The organism is bacterium, assembly GCA_028821235.1.
In the GTDB taxonomy this organism is placed as follows: Bacteria; Actinomycetota; Acidimicrobiia; order Spongiisociales; family Spongiisociaceae; genus Spongiisocius.
Genome location: JAPPGV010000021.1, coordinates 1 through 15,182 on the forward strand (window position 1 = coordinate 1; position 15,182 = coordinate 15,182).

Consider the following 15,182-nt stretch of genomic DNA (forward strand, 5'->3'; position numbering starts at 1 on the left):
CCCATGACCAATAATCACAAGTCTGTAAGTGTCCACAAAACCGGGTCAACCTCAAAGATAGCGCTGGCCAACTCGATGCGGGTGCGCCATCGCCGCCGGTCCTCCGCCCCCGTCTCCACAGTGGCCCCCCTCGATCCCGCTGCTGATACCAACCCCTCCACCGCCAGCCATGGGCTGTCTCCGCCTGGTGTAGTAGGCGACGTGTTCGACCCCGATCTTGGCGATGTAAAGCGACATAGCGGGCATCATGGCTCACCACCCCCGAAACCCGGTCGCGCACCGCCGGGCGGGACATACGTCCCCCACCCATGGGGACATATGTCCTCATTTTAATGAAAACTTGGCTCACCCCCAGACCACCCCGACAGGGACATACGTCCCCCACCCCCAGGGACATACGTCTCCTTCTCCGGCTCCCCGTGTCCTGTCTACCCACCCCACCGCTCGAGCCCCGCCCACCGACCAACCCACCACCCGCTTCGCTGCCCTCCCCTACCCGCACCCCACCCCCATCCTCGCCCACCGGATGCGCACAAAACCCCAGGTAGACGACCCTAAACGCACCCCGGGCTCCGGACCAACCCCTCGCTAGCAGGCCCCCACCACCGCACGCTGGCCACCCCTCCCCCGCCCACACCTGCCAGCCGGGCCGCGGTGCTACCCCAAAGCCTGCAGGGACATGTGTCCCCCTCGGTGACCTTGTGACCCGGACACATGTCCCACCACCACAACGGGCCGCAGCCCGCCACCGTGCCGCCGAGCCCCCAATCGCTGCCCCCAGAGCTTCTGCTCCATCAAGCTGACTGCAAAACCCCAGGTCACAAGGATGCGCGACCGGAAGCGCGACCGCATGCGCGACCGGTCGCGCATAACCGCGACCGCCACCACCCCTCCCCCATCAACATAGAACACCCCGACTCGCTCACCGGGACACATGTCCCACTCCCCACAACCGCCGGACGCTCCTCGCTGGTTGGCCCACAAGCCCCTCGGTCTCTGTCGGGAGCGTCCGTCCTGCCCAACTGCTGGCGGGGGCTCCGGTCAGAGGGATGCGCGACCGCTCAGGGAGATACGCGACCGGTCGCGTTTGACCGCGACCCCAAGGGGGTGGATGCGCGACCGTGCGGGGTGCGCCATGGCTTAGCAGTGAGGTACGTAGCGCCGCTACCTGCACATCCTTCGTGAATCGCGCAGCCGGAAGGTCAGAGCACGAGGCCGCGGAGCAATAATCTCCTGGATCGTTGATGGAGATCCTACGGATTGGTGATGTAGTCCGCCCATCGCTGCATTAGCTCACGGCGGTGTTCAAGCAGGTCAGACCGTGCATAGGCTGACTCCGTAGCTCCCTTGACGACGTGAGCCAACGCTCGCTCGGCTATCTCGCGCGGTACGCCTGACTCTGAGCACCAATCCCGGAATGAGCTCCGCATCCCGTGTGGTGTCCCTCCGATGTTAAGTCTCCGGAACAGAGTCCCGATGCTGGCATGCCCGAGCGGTCGGCCGTCCCTTCCGGGAAATAGCAAGCCGTCGGAACCGAAGTGTCGCAGGGATTGATCGAGCACCTGAATCGCTGCGTCTGCTAGGGGTACTCGGTGCTGGCGGCGGGCCTTCATCCGCTCAGCTGGGATTGTCCAGACCTGGTCGGCTAGGTCGATCTCGGACCATCTAGCGGCCCGAATTTCGCCTGTCCGGGTTGCTGTGTACGTCAGGAACTCAATTGCTAGGCGGGTCGAGACGGCGGCACGAGACGTACGGATCTTGGCGAGCGCTGCCGAGACCTCGGTATGATGAAGCGCCTTGTGGTGGGTGGTTCGCTTGCTGTTCTTGGGCAGTGCGGCGTCCAGGGCTTCGCCCGCGGGGTTGTCAGTTCGGTACCCCTGCGCAATTGCCCAGCGCATGACTTGGCCGATCCTCCGCTTCAATAGCTCAGCCTGTGTGGGCTTCTCGCGCCATATCGGAACGAGGCTGTCCATGACATCTGCTGTGGCGATACGGTCTATTCGCGTCGAGCCGAGTGTCGGATAGACATAGGTGGTGAAGCTGTTCCGCCACGCGACTTCCGTGCTCGATCCGCGCTTCCAGCTGTCACGATGAAGGGCGATCACGTTGTCGGTGGCCTGCGCGAAGGTTGGGATCCGGCTGCGGCGCGGATCTTGCCCTGCGTCGATCTCCTGCCGGTTCTGAAGAGCCGCCTGCCTGGCTGCTGCCAGGCTGATCCGTGGATAGCTTCCGAGCCCGACAGACGTAGGGCGTCCGTCGATGACTATCCGCTGTGACCAGTACTTGCCGACGGGACCGTTCTTCGTGGCCTTTACTAGCAAGCTGAGACCGTGGCCTCCCCGGCCGTCTCCGTACCTTCCTGGCCTCTTGACCGTCCGGACAAACGACGCTGTCAGCGGCCGTCCTGCTCGGTTCATGCTGTCCCTTCCTTGCAGAGTTAGGTAGTACCAGAAGTAGTATCCGTCCAGTTGAGCAGTTACTACTTCTGGCAGTGGTGACTACTTCTGGTACTACTTTATGTGCGGGACTAAGGGGTGTCAACTGGTATCTCATGAAACGACCAACGGCGCTGTAAACGATAAAATGCCTGGTCACTGGTGGTTTCTGGAATGGAGTGAAACGTTATGGTGGAGCTGAGGGGATTTGAACCCCTGACCCCCTCGTTGCGAACGAGGTGCTCTGCCGAACTGAGCTACAGCCCCTGGAGGAACACTCATTCTACCCACCCTTCGGCAAGGGAACGCAGCCGGGAGCGAGCTTCAGTCGGGCTCTCGCCGGGCGCTGAGGGCGGCAATGTCCTGGCGGATGCGGTCGGCGACCAGGGCCGAGGTCAGATCAGCCCGGCTCCGTTCGGTGAGGCTGCGGGAGACATCGGTGGTGCGGCGCAGGCCGCCGGTCATACCGTCGGGGTAGTCGAGGGAGGCCAGCAGGTCCACCACCTCGTCCATGATCTCCAGCAACCGCTCTGCCTCGGCGAAGTCCTCTCCTCTCAGCTGATCGAGAAGCCTTCGCCTCAACTCCCCCACGGCTTCGCCCAGGCCGTTGAGATAGGGCGCCATCCGCGTTCCCAGCTCGGCGGCCGTCGGGAGCTCGTCTCCCCTGGCCAGGGCCAGGAACAGGTGGGCCTCGGCGTACTCCTTGGCCGCGTCGTTGAGTATCCCTATCTTGATGTCGGGATGATCAGCGACGGCTGCCGTCGATTCGGCCAGTAGCCCCCCTGCCTCGGCCAGCATCGCTCCGGCTCTCTCCAACTCACCCCGGTGACCTGCACGGATCGCCTTGGCGGAGAACCGGATCACCTGCCGTCCGTTGGCGATCGCCACCTCGCGGGCCGCGAACTTGGGGTCCAACTCGGCCCGCGCAACCTTCTCGATGGAGGACAGGTCCGGCTTGCTCATCAGAACCTGGTCGTGTGACCGAGGGGTAACCGGATTGTTCTGGCGGCCATCGACCTTCCCCAGACGGACCGCTAGCGAGGCTGCACGACCCTTATAGCCGAGTGGTCACGGGTGGGGGCAACGTATTCGTGGTCGGCGAACAGAGAGTTCACGTCCTCGCGGAATGCCCGTATCCGGCGCAGCATCATGATGTACCAGACAAACACCGCATCCACGATGGCGTGTATCAGGAGCATCCACAGGCTGTTGAGAACGAACCAGCCGGCGAGGCTGGCTACGGCAGCACCTAGGAGAACCGACGCCATGCGGCGCCGACGGGCCAGCACCGCTTCTCTATGGGTAACCGGGCCGCCATCCTCGTCCGACCGGGCCAAGACCCGCTCGATCGGCCGACCGAATCCAGCTTCGGAGTTCGATCGCTGGAGGGGTCTGAAGTCGGGGCGTGTGGAGCCGGGACCCTGGCTGGCGCGATCGGCCCACCATCTCGGAATGAGAAACATCGCCCAAACAGCCGCGACTGCTAGAAATATGGCCCAAGGCATCTCCGAGGCCGTCTCCCGGATCGACTAACCCCGGGAGAGAGCTTATATCCCGGCACTGCCAATACCAAGGATTTCCGGACCGGGTGACCGCCTCTGGCGAGGGGGCGCGGGTGAGTTACTCGCCGGGCCCGGAGGCTGACCAGTCCCCCGAGCGCCCACCTGTCTTGTGGAGCAGATGCACGCTCTCGATCCGGGCGCCCCGCTCCACCCCCTTGATCATGTCGTACAAGGTCAGCGCGGCCACCGCCACCGCGGTCATGGCCTCCATCTCCACTCCGGTACGGTCGGCGTTGCGCACCGTGGCCCGGATCCGGGCCGCCGAGGAGACCCTCTCTATCTCGACCGCCACCTCGGACAGCGAGATCGGATGGCATAGCGGGATGAGGTCCGAGGTCCTCTTGGCGCCCATGATCCCGGCCAGGCGGGCGGTACCGATGGCGTCGCCCTTGGGCAGGGCGCCCTCGAAGATCAGGTCGAGCGTGGCATCGGACATGGACACCCGCGCTTCTGCCATAGCCCGACGCTCGGTCACCGGCTTGCCCCCCACATCCACCATCCTGACCCGGCCTCGGGCGTCGGTGTGGGTGAGGCCTCCCTCACCCATCGAGAACTTCCGAAGCGGTCCGAGCCTCCGGCGACCGGAACAGCTCGATGGTGACCGGGTCACCGGGATGCACCCATCCCGTGCCCACCGGAATGACCGCGAAGGCATCGGCCCGGGCCAGTGCAGAGAGCACGTTGGACGACTGGCTTCCGCTGCTCCGAACCAGCCTCGTCCCATTCTCGATCTCGGTGACCGCCCTGGTGAAGACCGTCTTGGCCGGATCGGTCCGCCAGGTCTCGGCGGCCCGGGCCACGGCCTGGGCCCGGAACAAGGCCCGGCAGCCCATCATCTGTAACAGGGCCGGGCGGGCGAACTGCTCGAACGCCACCATCACCGACACCGGATTGCCGGGCAGGCCAAGAAGCGGCGTCCCCTCGATGTGGCCGAAGGCGAAGGGTTTGGCGGGCTGCATCGCCACCTTCCAGAAGTCGATGGTGCCGAGCTCCCGGAGGATGATCTTCACGAGGTCGTACTCCCCCATCGACACACCACCCGACGTCAGCACCATGTCGGCTTCGCCGGCCCCCCGTTCCAGGGTGCTGCGGAGCACGTCAGCGTCATCTCCCACGATGCCTAGGTCGACGACCTCGACCCCAAGCTCGTCCAGCATGGCCGCCAAGAGCGGCCGGTTGGTGTCCCGGATCTGGCCGGGACCCAGGCTCCCGGTCTCCGGCGGCAGGACCTCGTCGCCTGTGGACAGCATCGCCACCCTGGGCCGGCGATGTACTCGCGGGCTCACTCCCAGCGATGCCAGCACGGCCAGATGCGGGGGCGTGAGCCTTTCCCCGGCGGGAAAGACCGGATCCCCGGCTGCCAGGTCGCCCCCGGCCGGGCGTACCGCTGTGCCGGTCGGCGTGGCCGCCATGATCCTCACTCCGTCCGGCAAGGGCTCGGTGTCCTCGACCTTGACCACCGTGTCGGCGCCCTCCGGCATGGGTGCGCCGGTCATGATCTTGATGGCCGCGCCCCCGCGGACGGCCTGATGCGCGACATGGCCCGCCGGGACATCCTCGAGAAGCCGCAGGGTCACCGGCGCCTCCCCGACATCGGCGCCCAGCACCGCGTACCCGTCCATGGCCGAGTTGGTGAAGGGAGGAACGTCGTGGGGCGCCACCACCGGGCCCGCCAGGCCCAGCCCCAGGGCGTCCCACACGGGAAGCTCGAGCACCGGAAGGGGTGGAACGGCCGCCAGCACGTCGCGTTGAGCCTTCTCTAGGGATCGCATGGAGTCATTCCACCAGAAGATCGTCGACTATGGAGCGGTAACCCTCACGGTAGGTGGGGTCGGCGAGGCCGAGCACGGTGTTCGCCCGTAGGTATCCCAGCGGGTTACCGACATCGAGCAGTTCTACGTCGGCCACGTATGCCCGGCATCGGCCTGCCCGGGCAAGCGAGTCCACGGCATCGGTGAGCTGTATCTCACCGCCGTAGCCGGGGGCGATGCCCGGCAGGTGATCGAACACCTCGGGCATGAACAGGTAGCGGCCGTGGATCGCGTAATTGGAGGGGGCCCGGGCCGCACCCGGTTTCTCCACCGCCCCCCGGATCTCCATCACCGAATCGGAGGGGCCGGAGCGGGGAACGACCACTCCTTTCGCACCCATCATCTCGTCGGGCAGCCTCCGGACGTACACCACGGAGGTGTCCGGGTCAGCGGCTCGAGTCAGTGGGCCGAGCAGATCCTCCTGTGGATGGATCAGGTCGTCGGCCAGCATCACGAAGAAGGGCCGCAGGCCGATGGCCTCCCGGCCGGCCAGCACAGCATGTCCCAGCCCCTTTGCCTCTTCCTGGACGACAGTCCGTACTTTGACACCGGAGAGGCCGGGCAGGAACCGCGACTCCTCGAAGTGTCGCTCGATGATCGCCCCGCCGTCGGGATCGACCACCACCACCACCTCCGTGACCCCGGCCCGGGCCGCTTCCTCCACCACCCACTGGATACTGGGACGATCCACGACCGTCAGGAGGGCCTTGGGGATGGCGTTGGTGGCGGGCCGCATCCGCGTTCCGCGGCCGGCGGCCGGGACCAGCGCAACGTCCACCCTCATCGCGGCGCAACCGTAGGGCGCATCAGGCGAGCCGGTTCTCGGTGCCGGAGCGGAGACGGCTCAGGTTGGAGCGATGCCGGAAGACGATCAGCGCCATTATCAACGCGAACCAGGCCACGGTCGGGCCTGGCTGGCCGGTGAGCAGCAAGGCCGGAATCGAGACCACCACCGCCGCCAGGGACCCGACCGCCGAGATACGCGATAGCGCCAGCGCCAACCCGTAGACGATCACCATGGCCACCATGACCAGGGGCGCCACGGCCAGCATCACTCCCCCGGCCGTCGCCACTCCCTTGCCTCCCCGGAACCGGTGGTAGACCGGGTAGCAGTGACCGAGCACCGCCCCCAGGCCGGCCACGGTTCCGATGGTGGGCGACCAGGCGAGCGACCCGACCACGGCGGGTAGGAGGCCCTTCGCCAGATCGACCAGATAGACGACGGCTGCCGGGCCCTTGCCGACCGCACGCAAGACGTTGGACGCGCCCGGATTGCCGCTCCCCACCGCCCGGATGTCCACTCCCCTGGCCCGGGACACGACCAGCGCCATGTTGACACCACCCAGCAGGTAGGCGGCGAGGAAGAGGGCGATAGCACCGATCAGCATCTCCGGTGGAGTCTAGGAGGGTGCTGGTATGATCTCGCCGTTGCGGTCCATAGTCGCGGGCCGTTCCCCCAGTCCCGACCGGAGTCTCTGCAAATGCCCACCTATGTCTATCAGTGCAAGGAATGCGGTCACCGGTTCGAGATCTTCCAGAGCTTCTCGGCGGAGCCGCTCGATGCCTGCCCGGAGTGCCTGGAGGTCGCCCTGCGCAAGGTGCTGTTCCCCGCCGGGGTGGTCTTCAAGGGGTCGGGCTTCTACGTCACGGACTCACGTTCCAAGCCTTCCACCTCCGGTAAGGGGGAAGGGTCCGGCGACAAGAAGGACAAGAAGACCGACGGTTCCTCCAACGGCGCCGCATCCAAGAAGGAACCCGCCAAAGCAGGCGCCGAGAACGACGGCTAGTGCTGCCGGCCCGGTGCTACTCGAACGGGTACCGGTGACGTGAATGAGGGGTGTGGTCGGGATCATCCTGGCGGGCGGTGAGTCTCGCCGCATGGGAAGCGACAAGGCCCTGGTCGAGGTGGGCGGCCGCCCGATGGCAGGATGGGTGGCCGATGCCATGGCCGGATTCGACCGGGTCGTGATGGTGGGACGCCGCCGGGGCGTAGCGGGTCTGGAGGCGATTCCCGACCTGCAACCCGGCCCGGCCGGACCATTGAGCGGGCTCCAGACCGCGTTGGATGTCTTCAGGTGCCCCCTGGTGGTGGTGGCGGTCGATCAACCGCTGGTGCGATCCGGAACGCTGGACCGCCTGGCCGAGTGGGCGGCTAACGACCAGACGGCCGTCTGTGTCGACGAGCGCCCGCAGGTGACCTGCGCCGCCTACTCCCCGGACTGCCTTGACGAGGCCACCCGGATACTCCGCTCGGGAGGGTCGATACAGCAGATGCTCCGGTCGGTGCCCTGGACCCGGGTGGAACGGGAGGTCTGGTCGTCGTGGGGAGAGGACGGCCGGTCGTGGTTCTCCATGGATTCCCAGGACGCCATCGCCGCAGCCGAGCGGCGCTTCCGCATCGACCTGCTCGGATAGGAGCGGCGGGGCGCCCGGAGGCTGGTGACAAGCCTCTTCAATCCATGCCGGAACCGCGATACGTTGCCGGGCGTGCTCTGGTTGACCCGTCCTCCGTACCTGCGCTGGTCGCTCGTCGGCCTGCTGGTCATCGTCAGCCTCTGGGTGGAGATTCGCCCTACCTCCAGCACCGGGCATCCCTACGTCACCCGTGACGTGGCCCGCGGGGAATCGGTGGAGGGCGCTCTCGAGTGGCGGACAGTGGCAGGTGGCGTCCTCGAGCCGGTCCTGGGCATCGGGTTCGCCGACCGCGACCTGACGGCCGGCCATCCCCTCCTGCCCGGCGACACCACCGATGCCCCGATCCTGGTCCCATCCGGTTGGTGGCTGCTCGACGTAGCCGTCCCGGCCGAGACCACCGCCGGGATGAGCGTCCAGTTGGTGATCCTCCCCCCGTCAGGCGAGCGGGCGCTTCCGCCGATCGGCGGCCTGGTCACCAGCGTCCGTCCCGGTGAATACCAGAGCGACGGCCTGGTCGGTTCGGTGGCCTTCCCGCCCGACCGGGCAGCCACGGCGGCGGTGGCGATCGCCGAGGACCGTGTCTCGGTGCTGATCGAAGGCCCGGCGTGACCGGACTCCCTGCGGTCTCTGGGACAGATAGACGATTCCCGCGGTTCGCAGTTGGAGAACCAGGGCCGCGAGCGCGTGTACCCGTTGCGCGTGATCTTCCGGGTACCCTCCTGAGGCATGCTGGAAGCCGTGGTCTGGGGACTCGTCCAGGGCATCACCGAGTTCCTGCCGGTCTCGTCGAGCGGGCACCTACGGATCATTCCCGACCTCTTCGGGCTCGAGCCGCCTGATCTGTCCACGTCGGCGGTCCTCCACCTGGGCACCCTTGCCGCCGTGGTCGCGTATTACCGCCGGGACGTCGCCTGGATACTGGGCGGGCTCAGGCGGGATCCGATCGCCCGACGGATGGCTGCCATGGTCGTGGTCGCGACGGTCCCGGCCGGGATAGTCGGGTTGCTGTTCTCATCGGCTGTCGAGAGATTCCAGGAGTCGGCCTCCGGCGTGGGGGTGGCTTTGGTGGCCACCGGTGGGGTGCTGTTCCTGACCCGGTTCGTCAGCCGTGGTTCCGGGACGGCCGAGGATCTCACCACGGGGAACGCCGCAGTGATCGGGCTGTTCCAGGCACTGGCCCTCCTGCCCGGAATCTCCCGGGCGGGGATGGTCATCACCGCCGGAATCCTGCGGGGACTGTCGCCGGAGGAGTCGGGACGGTTCGGCTTCATCATCGCCATCCCGGCCATCCTCGGCGCCGGCCTGCGGGAGTTCATCAACCTGGGCTCGGCCTCGAGCCTGTCGATCGAGTTGGCGATCGGGACGCTGATGGCGGGCGTGTGCGGATACTGGGCCATCAAGTTCCTGATCGATCGCCTTGCCCGCCGGAGCCTCGTTCCGTTTGCCGTCTATTGCGTGGGGACCGGGCTTCTCACCCTGATCTGGCTCTAGAAGGGCGCCTCCCAAGCCGGCCCGGGCCCGCGCGAGGTCAGCCGATCCGAAGCTCCGGATGCATCCTGATGCGGGGTCGGGTCTCGACGAGACGGGCGGCCAGATCATCGAAGGCATGCACCGCCTCGCTGCCGGGTGCGGCAACCTTGACAGGGTCACCCCGATCGGCGCCGGATCGCATGGCCTCCAGGATCGGGATCTGCGCCAGGAGGTCCACACCCGTCGCCTCGGCCAGGTCGGCTCCGCCACCCGATCCGAAGATCTCGTAGTGCTTGCCGTCGTCGCCCACGAACCAGCTCATGTTCTCGACCACCCCGATGACCTTCTGGTCGACCCGATCGGCCATTCGAGCCGCCCGCGACGCCACCCGGCTGGCGGTGGGCTGGGGCGTGGTCACCAGGAGGACCCGTGCCCTGGGCACGAACTGGGATATCGATATGGCGATGTCGCCCGTTCCCGGGGGCATGTCGATCAGCAGGAACTCGGGTTCGTCCCAGAACACGTCGGTCAGGAATTGCTCCAGGGCCTTGTGGAGCATGGGCCCTCGCCAGACCACCGCCTGGCCGTCCGGCACGAAGTAGTCGATCGAGATGACCGACACGCCGTGGGCGCGCAGCGGGATGATCGAATCGGCGATCACGGCCGGAGCGCCCTCGGCGCCCAGCATCTTCGGAATCGAGTATCCCCATACGTCGGCGTCGATCACCCCGACCCTGTGGCCCAGGCCGGCGAGGCTCACCGCCAGGTTGGTCGTCACCGAGGACTTGCCCACCCCGCCCTTTCCGGACGACACCGCGATCACGTAGGTAGAGGAGCCCGGGCCACCGACGGGCCGCTTCTCGCCCCTCACCCGGTTCATGAGGTCCTCACGCTGCTCGTCTGTCATCAACTCGTGCCGGATCTGGACCGAACGCACCCCGGGAACGGACCGGGCCGCGGCCGTGACGGTCTCGATCAGGGCATGTCCCGGCGGGCCGGGTACGGGGAGGAGCACGTCTATCACCGCCGCTCCCAGGCGCTTCGTCCGGGCCGAGGTTATGTAACCCAACTGGGCAAGGGGCCGTTGCAGGATGGGATCGATGGTGCTGGCAAGGGTCGAGGAAAGCGCCTCGGTCTTGGAATCGGTCATCGGTGGGTCCGCCCGGGAATCGGCTCCATACGTTAGTGGCCCGGCTATGCCCCGAAACCAAGCCCCCGGCCTGGCCGCCGTGCGGCGAACCTCAGGTTCAGGGCGTCACAGATGGTGCCCTGTTCCTGAGGATCAGGGCGTCATATATGACGCCCTCTGCCTCAAGAACGCTCCGAAGTCCCAACTCGCGAAAAACCGGTGCTCCGCACCGGGTCCCACCCCCGCCACCGCCGCCTTGGTTCGGGAGACGCGTTCGCCTATGTCCCGCCTGGGACCTTCTCCCGAGAGTATGTCCCCCCGTCCCGCCGGACTGACGTCCCGGACCGCCGGTATGAGGTGCTTGGTCGCAATCATGAGTATGCGGCCACCGTGTGACAGTTTTGGGGTGCTCCGCATCGCAAGGCGCCCGCCGGTCCGCTCGATTTCTGATCGGGCGCCGGTCGCGCCCGGTTGAACCGGCGCGGACAATTATCATCCGATGCGTGTCCGGGCGTTTCCCGTGAACGCCCGGCCCGCCAGGACCAACAGCGAGAGAACCGGTACCGTGCCCATGACCAACACCCCCTTCTCCAACCCCTTCGAAGCCGCCGCCACGATCCGGACGCCACTCGGCGCCCGGACGGTCCACCGACTCGACGCGGTCCGGGATCACGGCGACATCCACTCGCTGCCCTACTCCATCAAGGTCCTGCTCGAGTCGGCGCTACGCAACTGCGACGGGCGGGTGGTCACCGAGGAGGACGTGGTGGCGCTCGCCTCCTACAACGGCGCCAAGGTTCCCGAGTCCGAGATCCCCTTCTCCCCCGGTCGCGTGGTGCTGCAGGATTTCACGGGAGTTCCGGCCATCGTCGATCTGGCCGCCATGAGGGACGCCATCGTCCGCATGACCGGCAATCCCTCGGCCGCCCGCAAGGTCAACCCCAGGGTTCCATGCGACCTGGTGATCGACCACTCCATCCAGGTCGACACCTTCAACTCCAGCACCGCCCTGCAGATCAACTCCCAGCGTGAGTTCGAGCGCAACCGGGAACGCTACGAGTTCCTCAAGTGGGGCCAGTCGGCCTTCGACAACTTTCGCGTGGTGCCGCCCGCCACCGGCATCGTCCACCAGGTCAACCTCGAGTACCTGGCTCGGGTGGTCTGGGACGACGGCGCCACCCTCTATCCCGATTCGCTGGTCGGGACCGACTCGCACACCACGATGATCAACGGCCTCGGCGTCCTCGGATGGGGAGTGGGCGGCATCGAGGCGGAAGCGGCGATGGTCGGCCAGCCGATCTTCATGCTGGTTCCGGAGGTGGTCGGGGTCCGGCTCACCGGACGTCTACCCGAAGGGGCGACCGCCACCGACCTGGTGCTGCGGGTCACCGAGATCCTCCGTGAGCACGGGGTGGTCGGACGGTTCGTCGAGTTCCACGGCCCCGGCCTCGACGCCATGCCCCTGGCCAACCGGGCCACGATCGCCAACATGGCGCCCGAGTACGGCGCCACCTGCGGCTTCTTCCCGGTCGATCGGCAGACCATCTCCTATCTGGAGTTGACCGGACGCTCGCCCGAGCTGATCGAGACCATCGAGCAGTACGCCCGCCTCCAGGGTCTGTGGCGGGACGACAGCCACGACATCGTCTACTCATCTCTGATCGAACTCGACATGGGCGTCATCGAGCCCTCTCTGGCCGGCCCGCGCCGGCCCCAGGACCGCATCGCTCTCTGCGGTATGAAGGACCAGTGGGCGGCCGATCTGGAGACCACCTTCGCCGGCCACGGTCACCCCGGGGGCGCCGAGGGCGTGGAGAGCGACGGGGCGGACTTCGACCTGATGGACGGGTCGGTGGTCATCGCCGCCATAACCAGCTGCACCAACACGTCCAATCCGGAGGTCATGATCGGGGCCGGTCTGCTGGCCCGCAAGGCCCGCCGGCTGGGTCTGACCCGCCGGCCTTGGGTCAAGACCTCCCTGGCGCCGGGCTCCAGGGTGGTGACCGACTACCTCGACCGGGCCGGTCTCACCGAGGACCTGGAGGCACTCGGCTTCTACAACGTCGGCTACGGGTGCACCACGTGCATCGGTAACTCCGGCCCCCTCCCCGACCCCATCGCCGATGCCATCGACAGCCACGACCTCGTGGTCGCATCGGTTCTGTCCGGCAACCGCAACTTCGAAGGGCGGATCAGCCCCCACATCCGCGCCAACTACCTGGCCTCGCCGCCGCTGGTGGTGGCATACGCGCTGGCCGGGACGGTCGACATCGACCTGACCTCAGAGCCGCTCGGGAAGGATTCGGCCGGTGACGACATCTATCTGCGGGACATCTGGCCCTCGCCTGCCGAGATCGCCCGCATCGTCAGCGGGTCCATCTCGTCGGATCAGTTCACCCGGCAGTACTCCACCGTTTTCGACGGGTCCCCGGAGTGGCAGGAGATCACAACGCATCCCTCCAACCTGTTCCAGTGGAACCCGGAGAGCACCTACATCCAAGCCCCGCCGTTCTTCGACGGTCTGACGATGGAGACCGACACCATCACGCCCATCAGCGGAGCCCGGGTGCTGGTGAAGGTGGGAGATTCGGTCACCACGGACCACATCTCCCCGGCGGGCTCGATCCCGGCCGACACTCCGGCCGGTAGGTACCTTCATGAGTGCGGCGTGCCCACCCTGATGTTCAACAGCTACGGGTCCCGCCGGGGCAACGACCGGGTCATGGCCAGAGGGACCTTCGCCAACCTCCGCGTGCGGAACCATCTGGCTCCGGGAACGGAGGGGGGCTGGACCACCGACTTCACCGACGGACAGGTCAAGAGCATCTTCGAGGCCTCGCTGAGCTACCGGGCTGCCGGCACTCCCACCATCGTGATCGCCGGGATCGACTACGGGATGGGATCGAGCCGGGACTGGGCCGCCAAAGGCCCCTTCCTGCTGGGAGTGAAGGCGGCCATAGCCGAGAGCTACGAACGGATCCACCGGTCCAACCTGGTGGGAATGGGGATCCTGCCTCTCGAGTTCATGCCGGGCGACAGCGCCGGTTCGCTGGGCCTGGACGGATCCGAGACCTACGACATCGATGTGGACGACTCCGTGACGCCGAGGCAGCTGTTGACGGTGACGGCCCGGCGGGAGGACGGTTCGGAGACATCCTTCCAGGCACTGGCCCGGATCGACACCCCGGTGGAGGTCGACTACTACCGCAACGGCGGGATCCTCCACACCGTCCTCAAGGAGATGGCCGCCACGGACTGACTCCGTGGAACTGATCCCTTAGGACCAATCCGAGGGCGCCGGTCGCAGCAGCGGACCGGTATGGTTGCTACCCGGCCGTTCCCGTCATCCCGCACCCCCGGCCTGGGTAGAGTAGTCGTGAACGAGGAACACCCCTCCGGCCGTGTCCGCGGCCACGATCATTTGCCCGAGCGGGGTTGGGAAGGGGCCGTTCATCACCTGGCCGCCCAACTCGGTCACCTTGCCGGCGGTCTCGTCGATGTCGGCGGCGCCGAAGTAGACGCTCCAACACGTAGGAACGTTCTCGGGAGGCTCCATGACCCCGGCCACCACCTCGTCACCGACTTTGAGCAGCGTGTAGGACATCGGACCCATGTCGGCGGCCTCGGCGGTCAGGCCGAGGACGGCGCCGAGGAACCCGGTCGCCGCGCCGACATCGGGCACGTAGAGCTCGCTCCAGCTCATCGTCCCGGGCTCCTTGATCAGCTGGGCGCCGTTATGGTCCCCCGCCTGCCAGAAACCGATGGCGGCCCCCTGGTTGTCCATGATGTAGGCCATCCGGCCCGCGGTCATGACGTCGTACGGCTCCATGAGTCCCCTGCCGCCGGCATCGATCGCCCTCCGGTAGGCCTCGTCAGCGGAGTCGACCGCCAGGTATATGTTCCATACCGAACGCAATCCCATCGCGGTCAACTCCGGCGAGATTGGGCCCAGGCCGGCCACCCTGCGACCGTCCTTGTGAGCCAAGGAATACGGCATGCCCGCGTCCGGCATGCCTGCCTCCTCCCAAGTCCAGCCGAACAATCCTCCGTAGAAGGCCTTGGCCCCCTCGGTGTCCTCCGTGCTGAGATCCGCCCAGCACGGCTCCCCCTGGGTGTATCCGTCCCTGCTCGGCATGTCCTCCCGTCCTCCTGTCAGATAGCGCACGGAGTCTAGAAGAGGGAGCTGGCATACCAATCCTGCCGAGAAGCGAATGGAACGCGGCGGCCGGGAGCGGACTGCTGCGCCAGATGGGAGACCCAAGAACGCGAAAATCGCGGAGCCCGGGCCCGACCCGGCGGGCCCGGCCTTTACCTTGTTGGGTGGCTCTGGTGTGTGAGTATCGGGGCTGGTTACTCGCCA

General features: G+C 66.8%; 14 protein-coding genes and 1 tRNA gene. 5 read left to right on the top strand and 10 right to left on the bottom strand.

What is annotated here, in order from left to right:
- Nucleotides 1-1,253: 1,253 nt before the first annotated feature.
- From OXK16_02380 to plsY, 8 genes are all read right to left on the bottom strand, one after another.
- Nucleotides 1,254-2,417, bottom strand: coding sequence for a tyrosine-type recombinase/integrase (locus OXK16_02380; GenBank protein ID MDE0374795.1), 1,164 nt, complete (start codon nt 2,415-2,417; stop codon nt 1,254-1,256).
- A gap of 208 nt (nt 2,418-2,625) precedes the next feature.
- Nucleotides 2,626-2,702: transfer RNA gene (locus OXK16_02385), tRNA-Ala, on the bottom strand.
- A 57-nt stretch (nt 2,703-2,759) separates the two neighbouring features.
- Nucleotides 2,760-3,398, bottom strand: a complete 639-nt coding sequence (locus OXK16_02390) for a haloacid dehalogenase (GenBank protein ID MDE0374796.1) — start codon at nt 3,396-3,398, stop codon at nt 2,760-2,762.
- Nucleotides 3,399-3,469: 71 nt separating this feature from the next.
- Nucleotides 3,470-3,772 carry a hypothetical protein gene (locus OXK16_02395; GenBank protein ID MDE0374797.1) on the bottom strand — a complete coding sequence of 101 codons (303 nt, stop codon included), beginning with the start codon at nt 3,770-3,772 and terminating at the stop codon, nt 3,470-3,472.
- Between the two features lie 283 nt (nt 3,773-4,055).
- Entirely contained in the window at nt 4,056-4,544 is a 489-nt protein-coding gene (moaC, locus tag OXK16_02400) for a cyclic pyranopterin monophosphate synthase MoaC (protein MDE0374798.1), read from the bottom strand.
- Nucleotides 4,537-5,769, bottom strand: a complete 1,233-nt coding sequence (locus OXK16_02405; GenBank protein MDE0374799.1) for a molybdopterin molybdotransferase MoeA — start codon at nt 5,767-5,769, stop codon at nt 4,537-4,539. Before OXK16_02405 ends, moaC begins: the two co-directional genes overlap by 8 nt.
- Before the next feature lie 4 nt (nt 5,770-5,773).
- Entirely contained in the window at nt 5,774-6,592 is an 819-nt protein-coding gene (locus OXK16_02410; GenBank protein MDE0374800.1) for a sugar phosphate nucleotidyltransferase, read from the bottom strand.
- A 22-nt stretch (nt 6,593-6,614) separates the two neighbouring features.
- Nucleotides 6,615-7,196, bottom strand: a complete 582-nt coding sequence (plsY, locus tag OXK16_02415) for a glycerol-3-phosphate 1-O-acyltransferase PlsY (protein MDE0374801.1) — start codon at nt 7,194-7,196, stop codon at nt 6,615-6,617.
- Between the two features lie 93 nt (nt 7,197-7,289).
- Here plsY and OXK16_02420 point away from each other — a divergent pair, with 93 nt between their 5' ends.
- The 4 genes from OXK16_02420 to OXK16_02435 all read left to right on the top strand — a co-directional run bounded on the left by OXK16_02420 (nt 7,290) and on the right by OXK16_02435 (nt 9,714).
- Nucleotides 7,290-7,595 carry an FmdB family transcriptional regulator gene (locus OXK16_02420; protein ID MDE0374802.1) on the top strand — a complete coding sequence of 102 codons (306 nt, stop codon included), beginning with the start codon at nt 7,290-7,292 and terminating at the stop codon, nt 7,593-7,595.
- Nucleotides 7,596-7,638: 43 nt separating this feature from the next.
- On the top strand, nt 7,639-8,223 hold the full coding sequence (locus OXK16_02425) for a molybdenum cofactor guanylyltransferase (protein ID MDE0374803.1): 585 nt from the start codon (nt 7,639-7,641) through the stop codon (nt 8,221-8,223).
- 72 nt (nt 8,224-8,295) lie between these two features.
- Complete coding sequence (locus OXK16_02430; protein MDE0374804.1) at nt 8,296-8,832, top strand: hypothetical protein; 537 nt, start codon at nt 8,296-8,298, stop codon at nt 8,830-8,832.
- Nucleotides 8,833-8,949: 117 nt separating this feature from the next.
- Entirely contained in the window at nt 8,950-9,714 is a 765-nt protein-coding gene (locus OXK16_02435) for an undecaprenyl-diphosphate phosphatase (GenBank protein ID MDE0374805.1), read from the top strand.
- Between the two features lie 37 nt (nt 9,715-9,751).
- On the opposite strand, the gene OXK16_02440 is transcribed toward OXK16_02435, so the two are convergent.
- The gene (locus OXK16_02440) at nt 9,752-10,843 is read right to left on the bottom strand and encodes an Mrp/NBP35 family ATP-binding protein (protein MDE0374806.1); all 1,092 of its coding nucleotides are present in this window, start codon (nt 10,841-10,843) and stop codon (nt 9,752-9,754) included.
- A 478-nt stretch (nt 10,844-11,321) separates the two neighbouring features.
- Between OXK16_02440 and acnA the strand changes: the two genes are divergently transcribed.
- Nucleotides 11,322-14,081: an aconitate hydratase AcnA gene (acnA, locus tag OXK16_02445; GenBank protein MDE0374807.1), complete on the top strand. Its 2,760-nt coding sequence runs from the start codon at nt 11,322-11,324 to the stop codon at nt 14,079-14,081.
- An 84-nt stretch (nt 14,082-14,165) separates the two neighbouring features.
- Here acnA and OXK16_02450 read toward each other — a convergent pair whose 3' ends face one another.
- Complete coding sequence (locus OXK16_02450; GenBank protein MDE0374808.1) at nt 14,166-14,957, bottom strand: VOC family protein; 792 nt, start codon at nt 14,955-14,957, stop codon at nt 14,166-14,168.
- Nucleotides 14,958-15,182 lie beyond the last annotated feature (225 nt).

What these genes read in the sequence shown, in the direction of transcription:
- OXK16_02425 (MDE0374803.1), top strand. Translation starts at nt 7,639, where the DNA reads ATGAGGGGTGTGGTCGGGATCATCCTGGCGGGCGGTGAGTCTCGCCGC.
- OXK16_02380 (MDE0374795.1), bottom strand. Translation starts at nt 2,417, where the DNA reads ATGAACCGAGCAGGACGGCCGCTGACAGCGTCGTTTGTCCGGACGGTC.
- OXK16_02410 (MDE0374800.1), bottom strand. Translation starts at nt 6,592, where the DNA reads ATGAGGGTGGACGTTGCGCTGGTCCCGGCCGCCGGCCGCGGAACGCGG.
- acnA (MDE0374807.1), top strand. Translation starts at nt 11,322, where the DNA reads ATGCGTGTCCGGGCGTTTCCCGTGAACGCCCGGCCCGCCAGGACCAAC.
- OXK16_02450 (MDE0374808.1), bottom strand. Translation starts at nt 14,957, where the DNA reads ATGCCGAGCAGGGACGGATACACCCAGGGGGAGCCGTGCTGGGCGGAT.
- moaC (MDE0374798.1), bottom strand. Translation starts at nt 4,544, where the DNA reads ATGGGTGAGGGAGGCCTCACCCACACCGACGCCCGAGGCCGGGTCAGG.
- OXK16_02435 (MDE0374805.1), top strand. Translation starts at nt 8,950, where the DNA reads ATGCTGGAAGCCGTGGTCTGGGGACTCGTCCAGGGCATCACCGAGTTC.
- OXK16_02405 (MDE0374799.1), bottom strand. Translation starts at nt 5,769, where the DNA reads ATGCGATCCCTAGAGAAGGCTCAACGCGACGTGCTGGCGGCCGTTCCA.
- OXK16_02390 (MDE0374796.1), bottom strand. Translation starts at nt 3,398, where the DNA reads ATGAGCAAGCCGGACCTGTCCTCCATCGAGAAGGTTGCGCGGGCCGAG.
- OXK16_02440 (MDE0374806.1), bottom strand. Translation starts at nt 10,843, where the DNA reads ATGACCGATTCCAAGACCGAGGCGCTTTCCTCGACCCTTGCCAGCACC.
- plsY (MDE0374801.1), bottom strand. Translation starts at nt 7,196, where the DNA reads ATGCTGATCGGTGCTATCGCCCTCTTCCTCGCCGCCTACCTGCTGGGT.
- OXK16_02420 (MDE0374802.1), top strand. Translation starts at nt 7,290, where the DNA reads ATGCCCACCTATGTCTATCAGTGCAAGGAATGCGGTCACCGGTTCGAG.